This window comes from Nocardia suismassiliense, assembly GCF_900269665.1.
Lineage (GTDB): Bacteria > Actinomycetota > Actinomycetes > Mycobacteriales > Mycobacteriaceae > Nocardia > Nocardia suismassiliense.
Genome location: NZ_LT985361.1, coordinates 5,749,979 through 5,768,966 on the forward strand (window position 1 = coordinate 5,749,979; position 18,988 = coordinate 5,768,966).

An 18,988-nucleotide genomic window follows, 5' to 3' on the forward strand; every position below is an offset into this window, starting at 1 on the left:
TCGCCTCAGAGGCGCTGGCGAAACATGGCGCCCATGCCTTCCGTCCGCACAACCGTTGACGATGTCCACGCGCCTGGCAGACCCTCGAGGTTAGAGGTCGACAGGGCGCAGCGGCCGCGTTGCCACACCGGCGCCGGTGCGAGAGATACCGACCCGCCGGATTTCCGCCGACGATCGGCGAAAGTTACCGGCTGATAAAGGATTCGGGGAGTTCGTAACGTCCGCGACCGGCTTGCGACATCCTTGTTGTCGGCGGGCGGAGGGAAGAAGCGATGGACGTCCTCGTTGAGTCGGTTGGACCGGACGGCGCAGATGCGCTGCAGGAGTTCGACAAAGAGCTACTGAACGATGCGCGGTGGCGCGGCCGGGTCGCCCTGGTCGAGCGTCCCGCGCCACCGGGGACCTTGGGTCCCGTGCTGGAGGCAGTGCGGATCGCGCTGGAACCACAGACGCTGGCCCTGCTTGTGACCGCGGTGATCTCCTATCTGCGCTATCGCACCACCGACCTCGATCTGAAGATCGTGCGCACCGACAGCAAAACAGAAGTCGTCTTGTCGGGCAGGCGAATCAAGGGGCACGACCATGCGGCGCTGGCTCGCGAACTCGCGGACGCGGTCAGCCGACTCGAGCCGCCGGACGCCGACGACCCGCAGCCATGACCGGGTTGAGCGGTGCAGGAACACGCGTACTGCTCATCGGATCCGGACACACGCCGAGCGCCAAGTTACCGGACGTGCCTGCCGTGGCAACGTCGCTGCGGGATCTCGAACAGCGGCTGCGGGACTCGTGCCAGATTCGGCCGGAGCACATCCGAGTCGTCCTCGATCCGCCCGATCCGGTCGCCTTTTACGCCCACCTCCGGGCCACCGCCGCCGAGGCCACCGACGTACTGCTGATCTATTACGTCGGGCATGGACTGAAACGCGATAACGAGCTGTTCCTCGCCACCGCGGCCACGACGGACATCACCAAGAACCGAGCTGCGAGTGAGGCATTGGAGTTCGCCGCGATCCCAGCGGTGCTGGCCCAGTCGACGGCGCGCACGATGATTGTGGTGCTCGACTGCTGCTATTCCGGGCTGGCCCGGCTGGATTCCCGCGTCGACAACGGCCTGCTGCTGGTGTCGGCAACGCAGTTCGAGCCCGCGCTGTATCAGGCGGGTGCACCGCACACCGTGTTCACCGGCGCACTGTTGGCGACACTGGCCGCCGGGGATCCGGACGGCCCACCGTTGACGACGCTCGGCCGACTGACCGACCTGCTGGATCGCGCACTGTCAGAAAATAAGTCGTCACCATGCCGACCTGTGATCGAATTCCGTGGTAACGCGAGCCGACTCGTCGTCGCGGAAAACCACGCGCACAAGCGTCCCGAACAGGAGGACCCCGCCGACACGGCGGCCACCGACGGCATCAACCCATATCGCGGACTGTTCGCCTATGAAAAAGGCGACGCACCAATGTTTTTCGGGCGCACGGCGACCGTCGCGGCGTTAGCCCGCACCATCGCCGATCGCGCGACGGATCTGGTGGTGCTGACGGGCGCGTCGGGCGTCGGAAAGTCCTCCGTGCTCGGCGCCGGGCTGCTGCCGCTGCTCGACGTGGGCGACGAGCTGCCGGGCTCGGAGACCTGGCGCCAGGTCGCGCTGACCCCGGGCGCAGATCCGCTGGACGCGCTCCGCAGCAGCCTGGCCAAGGCCCTGCGGATCTCCCGCGAAGCCGTCACCGAGCTGCTCGCCGACGCCACTCTACTGAACGAAACCTGCACCGCTACGCCCATTGCCGTGCTGGTCGACCAGTTCGAGGACGTGTTCGCCCATCATCTTGCGGACGCCGACGAGTTCATCGAGACACTGACGCGACTGGCCCGGGTGGCTCGACTGACCGTGGTCTGTGTCCGTTCCGATTTCCTGGGGCGCTGCCTGCGCTATCCGATGCTCGGCCCGGCGGCCAGGGCCGCCGTGGAGGTGGCGCCGATGTCGCTCAAAGACCTGAGGGCGGTGATCACCGAGCCCGCGATCCTGGCGGGACTCGTGGTGGCGGACGACCTCGTCGAGGTCATCCTGTCCGACGCCGCACCGCGCGCCGACCGTTCGGTGGAGGTCCTGCCGCTGCTGTCGCATGCGCTGGCGGCCACCTGGCGGGAGCGCAGGGATCGGGTGCTCACCGTGGCCGACTATATCCGCGCGGGCCGCATCGATAAGGCGGTGGCCAAGACCGCCGAGGCCGTCTACGACGGGCTCGACGAGAACGGCAAAGAGGAAGCGCGCCAGCTGTTTCTGGCCTTGCTGACGGTGGACGGCAACGTCCGGACGACGAGCCGAGTCGTCGAGCTGGCAGAACTCGAGCTCGATGCGACCGGCGCGACCGTGCTCGATGCCTTTGTCCGAGCCCGGCTGATCGGGGTCGGCGGTGGGAACCATCGTGTCCACCGATGCGATCAGGCCGACCGAGGCACGGTGTTCCTCATTCACGATGCCGTGCTCGAGGCCTGGGACCAGCTGCGCGATTGGATCGCTCAGCATGGGGCGGCGACCCGGGAGTGGCAGCGGGTCCGGAGCCGGGCCACGGAATGGAGCGAGCGCAAACGTCATCCCGCCCTGCTGCTGTCCGGGCCTGCGCTGGATACGGCATTGCTGTTGCGCACCAGGCCGATTCGGCTCAGTAAACCGGAGCGGGAGTACCTCGACGCGAGTGCGCGCAGGCAGCGGTTCACCACCAGGCTGAAGTTCGCCACCATCATGTCGTTGGTGTTGCTCACCGTGTTCTCGGTGGCGGGCGCCACGCTGGCATTCGACCACCAGGCCAAAGCCACCGCGAGTGCGAACGACGCAGCGGTCCAGCAGTTGCAGCTACTCGGTAAGTCGTATGCCGACACCAACCCCCGCGCGGCGCTGAGCTTTCTACTCGCCGCGGCACGGCGATCGCCGACCGACAAGAATCATGCGGTATTGGCCAGGGCGCTGATCAGCAGTCCCTTCGGCGGTAGGGTCACCATGCCCGACCTCACAGAGGGCTACGACGCCGTCGAGGAGGTCGCCCTCAGTCCCGACGGCAGGCTATTGGCCGCCGCCGACGAAACCGGTCAGGTAGCGCTGTGGCGGATCGAGGGACATGAGTTGAGCGATACCGCGATCGGCAGGCTGAAGGTCAGGCAGGTGCACGAACTGCGGTTCGACGCGACCGGCCGCAAGCTCGTGGTTTTCGGCAACGAATACGACCGGAGCAGGCCGGTAGACCAGCGCGAACGCAATGTGTGGTGGTGGGACGTCAGCGATCCGGCGCACCCAGCGCTCGATCACGTCGACGGCGGGGGCGGCATCGGGGCGGTCTCCCCCGACGGGACGACGGGTGTGCGGATCGTCTCGGCCGGCGACAAATCCGTGACGACTCTCGTCCGTATCGGAGAGCAGATCACCGAGGGTGCGCGATTGGACAGTCCGGGCCTGATGCTCGGGTTCAGTAAGGACAATTCGCTGCTCGTCACCGCCGACGACGCGGGACTCGCGCTGTGGGACACCAGTGATCTCGGCAATCCTATTCGGCTGGCGAACGTTTCGACCGCGCTGTCGGTGGACACCGATCCGGCACAGTTCACGATGGTCACCGGCGGAACGCGGGACTTCGCGTCGTTCAGCCCCGACAACCGTCTCGTCGCGATCGGCGGACGCGGCGCCGCCGTGACACTCATCGACCTCACTGACCGCGCGCGGCCGAAGGCGGTCAGCACACTCGCCGACGCGCACCGCATCGCACTGATCGAACCCAGTGCCACTCGGGCAGAGTTCAGCCCGTCCGGGCACACCTTGACCATGGGGGGAAGCGGTGCGGGCGTACAGCTTTGGGACGTCCGCGATCCGCTGCATCCGCACGTGATCCGCAGCCTCGGCACGGAGCTGGCGGGACAGATCCGAGCACTGGCCTATTCCGCGAACGGCCGCTCGCTGGTGTCCGGCGGGCTCGGCGGGGAGGTGGCGCTGTGGAACGTCGAGAGCGGCACCGGAGTCGTGGTCGACAAAGAATTCGAAGCCCGCGGTGACGACGGATATCTCAGCCCGGACGGTATGACGCTGATCGTCGACGAAGGGCCGGTATCACTGGACGACCCTGGAACACTGGCGATCTGGCGTCTCACCGATCCGGCCCGTCCCGCGGTGGTCGGGCGAATCCCGCAGCACGCTGAGCGAACTGCGCATGTGAGCATCGCCCGCGACGGTCATCTCGCCGCGGTGCGCAACGGCGACGGATCGACCTCGCTGTGGTCGCTCATCTATCCGGCCAACCCGGTGCTGGTCGGGACGGCCGCGACGAACTCGATGATCGGCATGACGTTCCCGAACACCCACACCATGACCGTGCGGATGGACCACGCGGGGAAGAGACTCGCGGTAGAGCGTGAGAACAATCAGCTGCAACGCATCGTTCAAGTGTGGGATATCAGCGACCCGGCACACACCAAGCCGGTCGCCGACATCGTCACCGCAGGTTGGAACCCGCCAAGTTACACCCTGTCGCCGGACGGCCGGATGCTCGCCGCCACCGTCGCGGCGACGGGCACCGAACTCTGGGACGTCAGCGGACGCAACCAGCCGAAGCTTCGCGCGCAACTGCCTGGAGATGCGGCGAGTCTGGCATTGAGCCCCGACGGCCGAGTGCTGTTCCGCACCGGGCGAATCGGTGACGAGCAGGGCACCGAACTGTTCGATCTGACCGATCCCACCGTGCCGAAACTACGAAAGGCCGTGCCGGATAAGACAGGATCCCCCGCCTTCAGTGCGGACGGCCGCATCTTCGCCACGGCCTCAGGGCGCGATCTGATTCTGTCGCCGACCGACAACCTGGAGAGCACCTTCGGGCTCCCCGGCCACCTCGGCACCGTGACCGCCCTGCGGCTTCGGCCCGACGGCCTGCTCGTCTCGCGCGACCCGCGCAACGTCCGTATCTGGGATGTCCGCGGAGCCACCCGAACACTGATCGATCCAGTGACAGCAGCCTGCGCTCGGCTTGGATCCGCTGTCTCGGACCGGATCTGGCAGCACTACGCGCCGAACCTGCCCTACGACAACGTCTGCGGGTAACCGCCCCGACTACCGGACGACGATGTCTTCCGCCCGCATCGCAGTGTCCGGCGGCGGCACCAGCCCGGTGCGCCTGCTCTTCCTCGCCGTATCACCGAAGTAGCCGGCCGCGCCATGATCAGCCGGCTCGACGTGGCCCGGTAGCCGTCCCCGGGCGTCTCTCGTGTTCGAAGAGTACAGGGCGTTGAAGTCTTGGGCGGCTCCGGTGAGCAGAGTCTTGCCGTCGGGGGTGAAGGCGATATCGCTGGCGTCGGTGAGCGGTTCGCCCAGCTGCTGTGCCCGACCGGAGTCGGACAAACCCCACAGCGCGACTGGCGCGCCCGACTGCTGTACCGCGATCGTCCGCCCGTCCGGCGGGAGTTCGCGTGCACTGCGGTCGAAGGGACGCCCGTCGAAGCCGACAATGCTCTTCTGTATTGCAGAACTACTGCATACAATGTTCTGCTATGGAGAACTTCCCCTACCGCGTCGAATCGGTGGACAACGCGTTGCGACTGCTGCTCATGCTGCAGCGCAACCCGCAGTTGCGGTTGTCGGATGCCGCCGACGAGCTGGGTATCGCTCGTTCGACGGCGCATCGACTGCTCACCACGCTGCGCAACCGCGACTTCGTCACGCAAGGCGCGGACAAGCTCTATCGCCCGGGGGCGGCGATGTACCGCTTCGGCACGCCCCGCAATTCCTGGCACACGCTCGTCGACGCGGTGCGGCCGCATTTACGTTGGCTCGCTGCTCAATTGGGTGAGACGGCGCACTTGGTGGTCCGCGACGGCAGCGACGTGCGGTTCCTCGACAGTGTCGAGAGCGAGCGACCGTTGCAGGTCGGTTCCCGAATCGGCGTCGTTTTTCCGGCCCATCTCACCTCCGGCGGTAAAGCTTTGATGGCGGAGCTGCCCGAGCCGCAGCTGGCCGAGGTGCTGGCGTCGCGCCGGGTGGCCGACCCGAGCACGGTGCGGCGGGAGCTGAACACCGTGCGCCGCTGCCGCTTCGGGATGAACAACGGCGAAAGCGAGCCGGGCGTCACCGCGATGGGAATGTGCTTGCGCGACAGCGGGAATCACTGCACGGCGGCGCTGACCGTCTCCACGCCGACGATGCGGTTCCGCCGCGCACAGATTCCGGCCATCGCGAAGCTGCTCACCACGGCGACGCAACGTGCACACGCCGACCTCACCCGGTGAGCAGCTGACGGCGAATCCTTATGCGAGGCTGCGGAACCGGCTGCCATGGAAGACGAGCGGCTCGGGGTCGAACAGCGTCAGGCCGTGCAGGGCGAGCACGACTATCCGGTGGTCCCCGGCGGTGACCTCGTCGTGGATCGAGCAGCGAAACCACGCGCTCGCGCCCTCGATCAACACCTCCCCGCAAGCTCCGGCCGACCACGGCACGCCCGCGAATCGATCCACGTTCTTGGCGGACAACTGACGGCACAACCCAGCGTGCGTATCAGCGAGTACGCTCAGCCCCAGCCGCGGTCTGTCTCGCAGCAACGGCCAGGTCTGCGACTCGTTGGCGATGCATACCGACACCAACGGCGGCGCGAGCGAGACCGAGGTGAACGAGTTCGCGGCGAGGCCGACGGGTGTCTCGCCGTCGAGTGCGCACAGCGCGACAACCCCGGTGGGATAGCGACCGAACGCGCTGCGCAGCGTCGCGGCGTCGATCTCGGCCACCTCCTGCTCGATAATCTTTCGGCTTCCCTCCGCGCTCATGCCCACGCCGTCATCCCGCCGTCTACCCGGATGTCGACGCCGGTGATCCAGGCCGCCGCGGACGATGCGAGGAACAGCGCGGTGTGCGCGACGTCGGCCGGCTCGCCGATGCGGTCCAGCAGGGGACCCTGCGCCACCGCCGCTGCCATCTCCGCATCGACGAGGGCGGCGGCCATCGCCGGGGTACGCACTGGACCGGGTGAGATCGAGTTGGCTCGAATGCCGTGCGGCGCACCTTCGATCGCGAGCTGGCGGGTCAACGCGATCACCGCACCTTTCGCGGCCGCATGGGCAGCGGTGGCGAACAGTTTCGAGCCGCGATGGCCGGCGATCGACCCGACGGTGATGATGGAGCCACCGCCGCGCTCGACGAGTGCGGGCCAGGCGGTCTGGCAGGTGAGAAAGGTGGTCTCGAGTTCCTGCCGAAGCGTGAATCGCCAATCCTCCAGCGAAAACGACTCCACCGCACCGAATCTCGCGGTTGCCGCGTTCGGGTAGACGATGTCCAGTCCGCCGAATCGGCTGACCGCGTGCTCGATCAGCTCCGCCACCGCGGCGGGATCACTGACATCGCAGGGGGCCAGCGTCGACATCACGCCGCCCGCCTCGCGGACCAGCCGCGCCGTCTCCGCGGTGCCGTCGACCACGAGGTCGCAGCCGACCACGCTCGCTCCGGCACGGGCGAACAGGATGCTCGCCGCCCGTCCCTGCCCACCGGCCACGCCGGTGATGAGGGCGACTTTGCCGTCGATCCGATTGTCTGCCGGGTCGAGTCCCGGAATGCCATTCGTCATGGTGACCTCCCGGTTCGACGGTAACCCGGAATCGCTCTGGATGTCCTGCTGTGCAGATGCTTATTCTGCTATTAAGAATTCGATCTATCGCGGGAGACGTCATGACAGCAGCAGCGGCCCACGGCCTGCTCGCCCCCACCAACAAGCTCCGGCTCGGCACCTTCGGCACCAATGTCGAAGGCGGCCCGGCCCTGACCACCATTCCCACGCGCTTGCGCACGGAGTGGTCTCAGGTGCGCGCACTGGCGATCACCGCCGACCGCATGGGCTTGGACGCGATCGTCCCGGTCGCGCGCTGGCGGGGCCATGGCGGCGCCCACAACACCCACGGCAGCACGTTCGACACGTTCACCTGGGCGGCCGGTGTCGGCGCGGTTACCCAACGGGCACAGGTGTTCTCGACCTGCCACATGCCCGCCGTCCATCCGGTGGTAGCCGCGAAGCAGCTCGCCACCATCGACCACATCACCGGCGGCCGGGCCGGGGTCAACACCGTCGGCGGATGGCTGCGCCCGGAACTGGAGATGTTCGGTGCTCCGATGCTGGAACACGATCGCCGCTACGACCTGGCCGACGAATGGACGCGGATCCTGCGCTCCCTCTGGGCCGAGGACGAATTCGACTTCGACGGTGACTTCTTCACCATTCGCCGCGGTTTCTCCGAACCGAAACCCGTTGGGCGACCGCCGATCATGAACGCAGGCGGCTCGGAGCGCGGCCGTCTGTACGCGGCACGATACGCCGATATGGCCTTCGTGCTGCTCACCGGCGACGACCTGGCGTCGCAGCGAGAACAGGTGCAGTCGCTCAAACGACTCGCCCGCGACGAGTTCGACCGCGACATCCAGGTGTGGACGAGCGCCTACCTGGTGTGCCGCGACACCGTGGCCGAGGCCGAGCGGTATCTGTCCTGGTACGCCGACGAACACGGCGATGTCGAGGCCGCCGACAGCGCTTTGCGGACGATGAGCGTGGAATCGGAAGTGCTCGGCGCACAACGGTGGCAACAGGTGCGACGCGGCTTCATCGCCGGCGCCGGTGGGGTGCCGCTGGTGGGCACCCCGGAGATGATCACCGCGCGGCTGGCGGAACTGTCCGGGATCGGCATCGACGGTTGCCTGCTCGTCTGCGCGGAATGGGAACCCGAATTGGACCGCCTCGACCGCACCGTGCTGCCGCTGCTCGAGCAGGCCGGGCTGCGCGCCCCGCGCTGAGGACGCTCACCACGGCAGCGCCTGGGCGACTCGATCTGCCGCTGCCACAACGGCTTTCCCGAGTCGCCGCACCGCATGATCGTCCATGCGCGCGCTCGGCACGGCAACGACGATCACGAAGGTCGCCCGGCCGTCGGGGTCCTTGATCGGCGCGGCGACCGCACTCACCTCGGGATCGATCTCCCCCAGTTCCACCGCGTAGCCGCGTTCCCGCGTGCGCGCGAGCTCACCTTCCAGCCCGGCCCTGGTTCGTCCGATACCCGCAGGCTTGGGCAACCGTGCCTGCGGGTAGAGCCGCCGCAGTTCGTCGCCCGGCATCAAGGCCAGCACGGCTCGCCCGGCGGCGGTGGAGTGTGCGGGCAGCGCCGCCCCGACCCGCCCGGATACCCGGACCCATCGGTCGGACTCGATCGCCTCGATGCAGACGACCTCGCGCTGCTCCTGCAGCACCAACAGCCGCACGGTCTCAGCGGTTTCCGCGCCGAGCGCCTCGAGCACGGGCCTGGCGTGCGTGCGGATGTCGAGGCTGCGCACCACCTGCAGGCCGATATTGAACAGCACCGGACCCGCGCTGTAATCCCGGGATTCGGCGTCGCGCGCGGCGAGCCGGTGGAACTGCAGCATCTGCATCAGCCGGTGGGCGGTCGAACGCGCGACGCCCAATTCTTCTGCGGCTTCAGCGATTCGGATCCGTCGGCGCTCGGCGAGCAGGATCAGCAACCGCAACGCACTGTCCACCGAACCGATCGGATACGCGGGCGGCTCGGGGTCGGGCTGGCCGGGCTGGGTCATGGTCTCCTCGCTGGACGAAGGCTGCATGGTCGGACAGTGTTCTGTATAGCAGAACCGAACCTTGACCGCGTCGACGGCCGCTCGTACCGTCCAATAAGCAGAATGAAGTTCTGCACAGCAGACATTACGGTTGAGGGTGCACATATGACAGGCGACGACATGCCGGACCGCCGAGCGATCCTGTTCTTCACCCCGGAATGGAACGGCATGCATCCGGGCGCGTGGCGGCTGCGCTCCAGCGACGCCGACGGCGCAATGGATTTCGCGGTGGTGTCGCGCCTGGTCCGGGCCGCCGAGGCGGCCAAGTTCCACGGCTTCTTCCTGGCCGATCCGCTCGGCTTCCGCCTGCATATCAGCCCCGCCGCGCTGGCCCGGACCGCGACCGCGGTGCGCTACGAGCCGTTCACGCTGATGGCCGCGCTGTCGCAGTGCACCGAGCACATCGGCTTGTTGATGACGGCCCAAACCAGCTATGACGAGCCGTATCACGTGGCGCGGCGGTTCGCCTCGCTCGACCATCTCAGCAAGGGCCGGGCGGGCTGGAATGTGGTGACCGCGGGCGATCCGTCGGGCTCTGTCCTGTTCGGCCGCCCCCGGCATCTCGGCCATTCGGAACGCTACCGGCGCGGCGCCGAATTCGTCGAGGCGGTCACCGCGCTGTGGGACACCTGGGACGACGACGCGTTCGAAATGGACAAGGAGTCGGGCCGCTATTTCGACACCTCGAAGCTGCACATCGCCACCAAGACCGGGGAGTACGTGCACGCCGCCGGGCCGTTGAACGTACCGCGCCCGGTGCAGGGGTATCCCGTTCTGGCCCAAGCGGGTTCGTCGCCGTCCGGCCGCGACTTCGCCGCCCGCTACGCCGAGGTGATCTTCACCCTGCAACCCGACATCGACCACGCCAGGGACTTCGGTACGAAGGTCCGCCAGGCGGCCACCCGGCACGGCCGCGACGGGGCACACCTGAAGATCTTGCCCTCGCTGACCTTGGTCGTTGCCGAATCCGACGCGGCAGCCGACGCGCGCTTCGCCGAACTCGACGCCTTGGTCGACGACCGACTCGGGCTCGAACTACTCGGCGGATTCCTCGACGCCGACCTGAGCGGTTGCCATCCCGACGACCCCGTCCCCGACGTCGCGGAAACAGCTGGCTCCCAGACAGTTCAAGGTTTCTTCCTCGCCAAAGCCCGCCGCGACAACCTCACCATCCGCGAGCTGATCGGGTTCATGCTGCGCTGGGGCGCCATCGGCGGATCACCGACGACCATCGCCGATCACATCGAGGAGTGGATCCGGGCGGGCGCGTGCGACGGATTCAACGTCACGTTCGCCGATCTACCCGACTCGATGAACCTCTTCGTCGCAGAGGTCATCCCGGAACTGCAGCGGCGCAACATCTTTCACCACGACTACGAAGGAGCCACCTTGCGCGACAACCTCGGCCTGCCCCGGCCGGTCAACCAGTTCCAGGCGGTCCGGCGATGAGCGGCCGCACCATCCTGGTCACCGGCGGCACCGGCGTCATCGGGGCCTGGGCCGTTCGAGAGATCGCCGAAGCCGGCGACACACCGGTGATCCTGACCCGCGGCAGCACCGGCGTCGGCCGCGCGATCCTCGGCGAGCACGCCGACAAGCTCGTCCAGGTGCACGCCGACCTGACCAATCCGCTGGCCCTCGCGGACGCGGTGCACCGTTACCGCCCCACCGTGATCGCACACCTGGCCAGCGCGAAGCCGTGGCAGATGGACGCGGGTTATGTGGCGCACCTGGACCCCGCGCTCGGTGTGCGCACGATCATCGACGGCACCACCAACATTCTCGAGATCGCGCGGACCTTCGGCGTGCACCGTGTCGTCTACGCCAGCTCCAAAAGCGCATACGCGCCCTTCACCGGGCCCCATGGCGCGCCGGACTACCGGCCGGTGCGCGAGGACTATCGGCGCGAGCCCACCGAGATCTACGGAATCACCAAGCTGGCGGCCGAGCAGCTCGGCGACTACTACCGCGAACACCTCGGCGTGGATGTCATCGCCCTGCGGTTCGCGAGCACCTACGGCCCCTTCAAACGCGGCGCGGGCACCGCACCCGCGGGCTTGATCGCCAACGCGATCGACGGCGTCGCCACCCGCGCGAACTTCGGACGCCGCGCCTATACCGAGCAACTCGACGAATTCGTCTACAACCGAGACGTCGGGCGCGCGATCCGGTTGGCCTGCACCGTCGAATCGACAACCGACTCGGTATTCAACATCGGTACCGGCATCGGCTCGTCGGTCCGCGATGTCGTCGAGGCGATCCGTGCCGTACCCGAGGTCACCGCTCCGGAAATCACCGTGGAGCCGGATTCGCCGGCCAACGCGCGGGCCCATCTGGTGCAGTCCCACGCCGGGGTGCTCGACGGCAGCGCCGCCGCCGCGCAACTCGGTTTCACCGCCGCCTACGACCTGGTCGCCGGTATCCGCGACGCGGCCGAGGTCGTGCGCGCCGCCCGAACGGAGGTTCCGGCATGACGACCAGAATGAGCTGCGCCGAGGCGACCTTGCGCACGATGGCAGACCTGGGCTGCGAGAAGTTCTTCAACATCCCGGGCCGGGGGATCTATCCGCTGCTGTCCCGGCTGCCCGCGGTCCCCGAACTGGACTACGTCACCGGGCTGCACGAGTTCCCGCTGGCGGCCATCGCCGACGGCTATGTGCGCGCGTCCGGGTCACCCGCGTTCGTCAATCTGTACATGAGCACCGGCACTCTCAATGCCGCGAGTTCGATCTTCCTGTCCCAGCGCGACCGCATTCCCATGGTGGTCACCGCAACGCAGGCCGAATCCTGGGCGGTCGGCGCCGACCACCGTGCCGAGATCAGCGACATCGTCGCCGCGATGCGCCCGATCACCAAGTGGGCCTGGCAGCCACCGAGCCCCGAGCGCGTGCCGGAGGCCCTCGTGCGGGCGTACACGATCGCCACTACTCCGCCGATGGGGCCGACGTTCGTCTCGATCCCGGTCGACTTCTGGGACGCGGAGATCGAGTACACCCCGCCGCGGCGCACCGTCGCCCTGGCACCCGGCGGCGACGCCGCGGCGGATGGCCTGCAACCCTTGGTCGAAGCGGTAATCGCCGCGCAGGCACCGTGTTTCGTCGTCGGCTTCGAAGGCATCGCAGCAGGCATCGCCCCTACTGTCCAACGGCTCGCGGCCCACCTCGGCGCGGCGCTGGTTGCCGAGCCGGAACCCGGACGGCTGCCCGCGGGGACTCGTTTCCCGCAATTCGCCGGCTCGGTCGCCGAGGCCTGCGAGGTGATCGAGCACGCCGACGTGATCGTGCACATCGGCACCAACAGCTACGAGGCCTTCCACCGCGAAATCTTCGCCGCAGGCGGCGCCAAGACGCAGCTGTGGATCGGCACCGACGGCCGCGAGCTGAACAAGATCATCCAGTGCGACCTCGCGGTGATCGCGCCGATCGCACCGGTCATCGAGGCGATGGCGCAGCGCATATTCGACACGGCCACCGGCGATTTCGCCGTACGCGACCGGGTGCTGCGCGACCGGATCGCCGCCGAACGCGATCCGATCCACACCACGCAGCGGCAGGCCTGGGACGACGAACCACTCGGGGTAGCCAGGGTGTGCGCGGAACTGCGCGCCGCACTGCCACCGGAGACCGTGCTGCTCGATCACAGCACCACCGCGGTTCGCCTGGTCCGCGAGTACTTCCCCGTGCCGCAGGGCGAGCAGTACATCTCCGCCTCCGGCAGTTGCCAGGGCTGGGGCCTCGGCGCGGCGATCGGAGTGCAGCTGGCCGATCTGGATCGCCCGGTAGTCGGCATCGTCGGCGACGGCGGATTCATGTTCGGCGTTCAGGCGCTGTGGACAGCCGTGCAGTACGAGTTGCCGATCTTGATCGTCGTGCTCGACAACGGCGGCTGGAGCAGCATGCGCACCAGCCTCGCCCGCACCGCACCACAGGTGGTCGAGGCGGGCATGGACCTGCACTACGGCTGGACCGGTGACTATGCCGCGCTGGCAAGCAGTCTCGGTGCGGCGTCGGAGACGATCGAGTCGGTCGCGGCCCTGCGCAAGGTGCTCGCCCGATCGCTGCCGCTGCGGGCACCACTGGTCCTCGACGTGCGTGTGCGCCGCGAGAAAAAGACCTCGGCCTCACCGTTCGTCGGCTACTGAACACGGACGGCGTGATGTCCGCATTCCCGCATGCTCGCGAAATCCGCGCGGCCAACCCGGTATTCGGTCGTAACCGGCTCAAACTCGGTGTGTTCGGTCTCAATTCGATCGGATGCGCGCTCACCCTAGTCCCGGAGGCGTACGAGCCGAGCTGGGACGGATCGCTGGCCGCGGCCACCGCGGCCGACGCGGCAGGCTTCGAGGCGATCGTCCCCTACGCCCGCTGGCGCAGCTACCTGCCGGACCAGCCTGCCCACCGCTCCAGCGTGGCCATGGAGTGCTTCACCTGGGCCGCCGCGGTGGCCGCGCGTACAGAGCACTCGGCCATTTTCGCGACTTGCCATGTGCCCGTTGTCCATCCGATCATGGCCGCCAAGCTCGCGAGCACCGTCGACCAGATAGCGCACGGCAGATTCGCGCTCAATGTCGTGGCCGGATGGCACGAACCCGAGTTCCGCATGTTCGGTGTGACCCTGCCCGATCACGAGCACCGCTACGACCAAGCGGCCGAATGGGCCGAAGTGCTCCGGCGCGCATGGCAACCCGAGCCGTTCGACTTCGAGGGCGCCTACTATCGCGTCGACGGCGGCTACCTCGCGCCCTCCCCCGCCCAGGCGCCCGCACCGCCCATCATGAACGCGGGCGGGTCGGCCCGCGGCCGCGACTTCGCCGCCCGCTACGCCGATCTGGCCTTCGTCATGATCGAGAGCGAACGGCCCGAAGACATTGCGTCCGTGGTGCGTTCATACCGCGCACACGCCCGGGACACCTACGGCCGCGACCTGCAGATCTGGACTCCGGCCCACGTCGTACTCGCCGACACCGACCGGCAAGCCCGCGACTATCTGCAGCGCTACGCCGTCGACCACGGCGACTTCGCCGCGGCCGACGCCTTCATCGCGGGCCAGGTCGCCACCGGGTCCAACCTCTCGCCGCCGGCCCTGGCTCGGTTGCGCGCGCGAATCGTGCAGGGCGGCGGCGGCTTTCCCCTCGTCGGTGCCGCCACGACCATCGCCGACCGGCTCACCACCTTATCGGCGGCCGGCCTCGACGGCGTTCTGCTCAGCTGGGTGGACTACGAGCCAGGTATTCGCCGCTTCGCCCGAGAAGTACTGCCGCTGCTGGAATCCCGCGCGCTACGCCACCCACCGACCACCGAGATTGGAACCACCGATGACCAGTGACAAGAAAGCCGTCCTGTTCTTCTTCCCCGAATGGGGCGGCATGCACCTGACCGCCTGGCGCGACCCCGCCGCACCGCAGGACCCCACCATGGATTTCGCGACCATCAAGACCATGGTGCGCAAGGCCGAACAGGCCAAGTTCCACGGCTTCTTCCTCGCCGACACCCTGGCCATCCGCCACTCCCTCAGCAGCCGGGCACTGAGCCGGACCGCCAAGGCCGTGCGATTCGAACCCCTCACCCTGATGGCGGCCCTGAGCGGCTACACCGAACACATCGGCCTGCTGATGACCGCCAGCACCACCTACAACGAGCCGTACCACGTCGCTCGCCAGTTCGCCTCCCTCGATCACCTGTCCGGCGGCCGGGCCGGCTGGAACGTCGTCACCTCCGGCACCCCGGCCGAGTCGTCGAACTTCGGACGCGAGGCGCATATGCCCCACGATCAGCGATACCGCCGCGCCGGCGAATTCTTCGAAGCTGTCACCGGGCTCTGGGACAGCTTCGACGACGACGCCTTCGAACGCGACAAAGCCTCCGGACGCTACTTCGACCCCGGCAAGATGCACGAGCTGAACTACCGAGGCGAATTCCTTTCGGTCGCTGGACCATTGACGGTAGCCCGGCCGATCCAGGGCCGCCCGGTGATCGCGCAGGCCGGATCCTCGGACACCGGGCGTGCCTTCGCCGCCGGTATCGCCGACGTCATCTACACCCTGCAACCGAGCCTCGAGCAGGGCCGTACCTTCTACGCCGACGTGAAAACCCAAGTCGCCGACCGTGGTCGCGACCCCGACCACGTCAAGGTGCTACCCGCCTTGGTCACCGTCATCGGCCGCACCGAAGCCGAAGCCCAGGACATGCTGGCACTGTTGGATTCCCTCGTCGACGACCATGTCGGACTCGAGCAACTCGCCGCGGTCCTGGAGACCGACCTGTCGAGCTACCCGCTGGACGGGCCGGTCCCCGACATCCAGGAAACCGCCATCGGCGCGAAGACCCGCCAGCGCTACTTCCTCAGCAAGGCGCGCGAGCAGAACATGACCGTGCGCGAACTGATGCGGTTCGCCGCACGCATCGGCGCGGTCGCGCACACTCCCGAAAGCATCGCCGACCACATCGAAGAGTGGCTGCACGCCGACGCCGCCGACGGATTCAACATCACCTTCGCCGATACCGGTGCCTCCCTGGACAATTGGCTGCATTTCGTAGTGCCCGAGCTGCAGCGCCGCGGTCTGTTCCATGAGGATTACTCCGGTACGACATTGCGCGAGAACCTCGGGATTCCGCGTCCGCGGAGCCGCTATGTGGCCGAGGCCGCACGATCATGACCACATGCCAGGCCGACCTCCATGCCGGGCGCCCCATCGTGGTGCTCGGTGGCGAGACCGGCGGACTTGTCCTGGCCGCCTGCCACGCCTCCCCCGCGACCGTCGCGTTCCTTATTCGGCACGGCGCCGGATTCCTGCGGGTGGCCCTCTTCGATGAGACCGCCGACCGGCTGAATCTGCCGCTGATGTGGCAGACCGACCCGCGCGCACAACGATTCACCGTCAGCGTCGACGCGGCCGACGGCATCAGCACCGGCATCTCGGCCGTCGACCGCACCCGCACCATCCGCCTGCTGGCCGACGCCGGAACCAGGGCCGACGACCTGTGCCGACCGGGCCACGTCGTGCCGATCCGAGTTACCCGCGCCGCCGCACCGTGCCCCGGTGCGCCCGGTTACGCACTGGCACTGGTGCATTCGGCAGGCCTGCCACCTGCCGCGGCGCTGACGGAGCTGATGCAGCCCGACGGATCCCTCGCCGACGACGACGCGCTGCGCGAGTTCGCCCATCGATACGAACTCACGGTCGTCGATCCCCGCGTGACCGAACTACCCGAAAGGGTGAGCAGATGAGCTCAGCAACCGCCGGGCCGCCACTGGACCCGGCCGCCAATCGGCTGGACGGCAAGATCGCACTCGTCACCGGCACCGGCGGCGGGCAGGGTCGCGCCGCCGCCCGCCTGTTCGCGGCGGCCGGAGCCCAGGTGATCGGCTGCGATCTGAACGCCGAAAACGCCGAGGAGACAGTGCGAATCGTCGCCGCCGACGGGTACCGAATGACGTCGTGCCATCCGTGCGACCTCGCTGATCCGAGTGCGGTGGCGACGCTGATCGCGTCGTCGGTCGAGACACACGGCGGCCTCGACGTGCTCTACAACAACGCGGGCAGCGCGACCTTCGGCCCGGTCGGCGCCATTCCACTCTCGGATTGGCGGCACACGATCCTCAACGAACTCGAGATCGTCTTCACCCTCACCCAGGCGGCCTGGCCGCACCTGCGCGCCCGAGGGCGGACATCGATCATCAACACCTCCTCGGTCGCCGCCCACCGTGGTTTCGGTCATCTGGCCGGTCTGAGCCACGTCGCGGCGAAGGGTGGCGTCGTGGCCATGACCCGGCAACTCGCGGTCGAGGGCGCTCCGCACGGTATTCGGGTCAATTCGGTCTCACCGGGTCCGGTGGTCACGCCCGCGTCGCAGGAGCAACTCGGTGACACCGAACATGCTCGCTACGTGCTCGATACGCTGCTGTCGAACCGGCTCGGCAGCCCCGCCGACGTCGCGCAGGTGGCGCTGTTTCTCGCCTCCGATGCGTCGGCCTGGGTCACCGGATCCGACTTCGTGGTCGACGGCGGACGAATGGCGTGGGCATGACCGCCGAGTCGGCACTGCTGTTCTGCACTCCCGAATGGAACGGAATGCATCCGGGCGCCTGGCGCTACCCGGGCGCACCGGCCGACGGCGCGATGGATCTCGACGTGGTGACCGCGCTAGTTCGTCGCGCCGAGGACGCCGGATTCCAGGCCCTGTTCCTCGCCGACGCACTCGGTTTCCGCCTCGAGATCAGTCATGCGGCACTCGCACACACCGGCGCGGGTGCCCGTTTCGAACCGTTCACCCTCGCCTCAGCGCTGGCCACGAGCACCGACCGCATCGGGCTGATCGTCACCGCAAACACCACCTACGACGAGCCCTATCCTCTCGCCCGGCGCCTGGCCTCGCTCGATCACCTCAGCGGCGGCCGCGCCGGTTGGAACGTGGTGACCGGCGGCTTCGCCAGCGGGGCAGCACATTTCGGCCGGACCGAACACGTGGATCACGCCACCCGTTACGCCCGCGGCGTCGAGTTCGTCGATGCCGTCCGCGGTTTGTGGGACAGCTGGGAAGATGACGCGTTCGTCCGCGATCAAGCCGAGGGATTGTATTTCGATCCGGCCAAACTGCACGTCCTGCGGATGCGCGGCGAACACCTGTCGGTCACCGGGCCACTGAATATCCCGCGCCCTCGGCAAGGACACCCCGTGATAGCCCAGGCCGGCTCCTCGGGTACCGGGCGCGCCTTCGCCGCCCGCTTCGCGGAGGTGATCTTCACGCTGCAACCGACTTTGGCTGCGGCACAGCAGTTCTACGCGGAAGCCAAACAGGCGGCGGCTGAGGCGGGTCGCGACCCGGAACACGTCAAGATCATGCCGTCGCTGACTGTATTGCTCGCCGAAACCGCCGAACTGGCTCAGCGCAAAGCCGAGCGGATGAACGACCTGACGCATCCCAGAGTCGGACTCGAACTTCTTTCCGCCTTCCTCGAGACCGACCTGACCGGATACCGCCTGACCGACCCACTGCCCGCTGTTCACCATGACGCCAAGGGCACCAAAACAATTCAGCGCTTCTTCACCGAAACAGCCGAGCGAGAACGTCTTTCGATCGGCCGGCTCATCCCCTCCGCATTGAACTTCGGCGCCTTCGTCGGCACACCCGCGCAGGTCACCGACCACATCGAGCAATGGATCAGCGCCGACGCCGCGGACGGGTTCAACGTCACCTTCACCGACCACCCCGAGTCCTTCGACCTTTTCCTCGATCGCGTGATCCCGGAACTTCGCCGACGCGGGCTGTTCCGACCCGCGGCGTCCGGACGCACACTGCGCGAGAACCTGGGATTGCCCGCGCCACCGAACGTACACGCGCGGTAAGCGAACAGATGATG

Annotated in this window: 16 protein-coding genes; 12 read left to right on the top strand and 4 right to left on the bottom strand. The window is 67.8% G+C overall.

The window, feature by feature from the left end; translation table 11 throughout:
* Positions 1-272 precede the first annotated feature (272 nt).
* Both DBO33_RS25520 and DBO33_RS25525 read left to right on the top strand, forming a co-directional pair.
* Positions 273-659: an effector-associated constant component EACC1 gene (locus DBO33_RS25520; RefSeq protein WP_107657320.1), complete on the top strand. Its 387-nt coding sequence runs from the start codon at positions 273-275 to the stop codon at positions 657-659.
* On the top strand, positions 656-5,077 hold the full coding sequence (locus DBO33_RS25525; RefSeq protein WP_107657321.1) for a caspase, EACC1-associated type: 4,422 nt from the start codon (positions 656-658) through the stop codon (positions 5,075-5,077). Before DBO33_RS25520 ends, DBO33_RS25525 begins: the two co-directional genes overlap by 4 nt.
* A gap of 9 nt (positions 5,078-5,086) precedes the next feature.
* Here the strand turns inward: DBO33_RS25525 and DBO33_RS25530 are convergent, their stop codons facing one another.
* Positions 5,087-5,374 (bottom strand): hypothetical protein, encoded by a 288-nt coding sequence (locus DBO33_RS25530; protein WP_107657322.1) that lies wholly within the window; start codon positions 5,372-5,374, stop codon positions 5,087-5,089.
* Between the two features lie 149 nt (positions 5,375-5,523).
* Between DBO33_RS25530 and DBO33_RS25535 the strand changes: the two genes are divergently transcribed.
* Positions 5,524-6,258 (top strand): IclR family transcriptional regulator, encoded by a 735-nt coding sequence (locus DBO33_RS25535; protein WP_199856759.1) that lies wholly within the window; start codon positions 5,524-5,526, stop codon positions 6,256-6,258.
* Positions 6,259-6,276: 18 nt separating this feature from the next.
* On the opposite strand, the gene DBO33_RS25540 is transcribed toward DBO33_RS25535, so the two are convergent.
* Both DBO33_RS25540 and DBO33_RS25545 read right to left on the bottom strand, forming a co-directional pair.
* Positions 6,277-6,789, bottom strand: a complete 513-nt coding sequence (locus tag DBO33_RS25540; protein ID WP_107657323.1) for a flavin reductase family protein — start codon at positions 6,787-6,789, stop codon at positions 6,277-6,279.
* Positions 6,786-7,583 carry an SDR family NAD(P)-dependent oxidoreductase gene (locus DBO33_RS25545; RefSeq protein WP_107657324.1) on the bottom strand — a complete coding sequence of 266 codons (798 nt, stop codon included), beginning with the start codon at positions 7,581-7,583 and terminating at the stop codon, positions 6,786-6,788. The genes DBO33_RS25540 and DBO33_RS25545 overlap by 4 nt, the downstream gene beginning before the upstream one ends.
* A gap of 101 nt (positions 7,584-7,684) precedes the next feature.
* On the opposite strand from DBO33_RS25545, the gene DBO33_RS25550 reads away from it, so the two are divergent.
* Positions 7,685-8,797 (top strand): LLM class flavin-dependent oxidoreductase, encoded by a 1,113-nt coding sequence (locus DBO33_RS25550; RefSeq protein ID WP_159080506.1) that lies wholly within the window; start codon positions 7,685-7,687, stop codon positions 8,795-8,797.
* 6 nt (positions 8,798-8,803) lie between these two features.
* Here the strand turns inward: DBO33_RS25550 and DBO33_RS25555 are convergent, their stop codons facing one another.
* Positions 8,804-9,616 (bottom strand): IclR family transcriptional regulator, encoded by an 813-nt coding sequence (locus DBO33_RS25555; RefSeq protein ID WP_159080507.1) that lies wholly within the window; start codon positions 9,614-9,616, stop codon positions 8,804-8,806.
* A gap of 117 nt (positions 9,617-9,733) precedes the next feature.
* Here DBO33_RS25555 and DBO33_RS25560 point away from each other — a divergent pair, with 117 nt between their 5' ends.
* From DBO33_RS25560 to DBO33_RS25595, 8 genes are read left to right on the top strand one after another with little or no spacing between them, the layout of a single operon-like run.
* Positions 9,734-11,077, top strand: coding sequence for an NtaA/DmoA family FMN-dependent monooxygenase (locus DBO33_RS25560; protein WP_159080508.1), 1,344 nt, complete (start codon positions 9,734-9,736; stop codon positions 11,075-11,077).
* Entirely contained in the window at positions 11,074-12,102 is a 1,029-nt protein-coding gene (locus tag DBO33_RS25565; RefSeq protein WP_107657328.1) for an NAD-dependent epimerase/dehydratase family protein, read from the top strand. The genes DBO33_RS25560 and DBO33_RS25565 overlap by 4 nt, the downstream gene beginning before the upstream one ends.
* A complete protein-coding gene (locus DBO33_RS25570) occupies positions 12,099-13,769 on the top strand; it encodes a thiamine pyrophosphate-binding protein (protein WP_107657329.1) in 1,671 nt (556 codons plus the stop codon). Before DBO33_RS25565 ends, DBO33_RS25570 begins: the two co-directional genes overlap by 4 nt.
* A gap of 14 nt (positions 13,770-13,783) precedes the next feature.
* Positions 13,784-14,953, top strand: a complete 1,170-nt coding sequence (locus tag DBO33_RS25575; protein WP_107657330.1) for an LLM class flavin-dependent oxidoreductase — start codon at positions 13,784-13,786, stop codon at positions 14,951-14,953.
* Positions 14,943-16,283, top strand: coding sequence for an LLM class flavin-dependent oxidoreductase (locus DBO33_RS25580; RefSeq protein ID WP_107657331.1), 1,341 nt, complete (start codon positions 14,943-14,945; stop codon positions 16,281-16,283). The genes DBO33_RS25575 and DBO33_RS25580 overlap by 11 nt, the downstream gene beginning before the upstream one ends.
* The gene (locus DBO33_RS25585) at positions 16,280-16,855 is read left to right on the top strand and encodes a 3,4-dihydroxy-2-butanone-4-phosphate synthase (protein ID WP_107657332.1); all 576 of its coding nucleotides are present in this window, start codon (positions 16,280-16,282) and stop codon (positions 16,853-16,855) included. Before DBO33_RS25580 ends, DBO33_RS25585 begins: the two co-directional genes overlap by 4 nt.
* Complete coding sequence (locus DBO33_RS25590; protein WP_107657333.1) at positions 16,852-17,655, top strand: SDR family NAD(P)-dependent oxidoreductase; 804 nt, start codon at positions 16,852-16,854, stop codon at positions 17,653-17,655. The genes DBO33_RS25585 and DBO33_RS25590 overlap by 4 nt, the downstream gene beginning before the upstream one ends.
* A complete protein-coding gene (locus DBO33_RS25595; RefSeq protein WP_107660589.1) occupies positions 17,652-18,974 on the top strand; it encodes an LLM class flavin-dependent oxidoreductase in 1,323 nt (440 codons plus the stop codon). Before DBO33_RS25590 ends, DBO33_RS25595 begins: the two co-directional genes overlap by 4 nt.
* Positions 18,975-18,988: the final 14 nt, after the last annotated feature.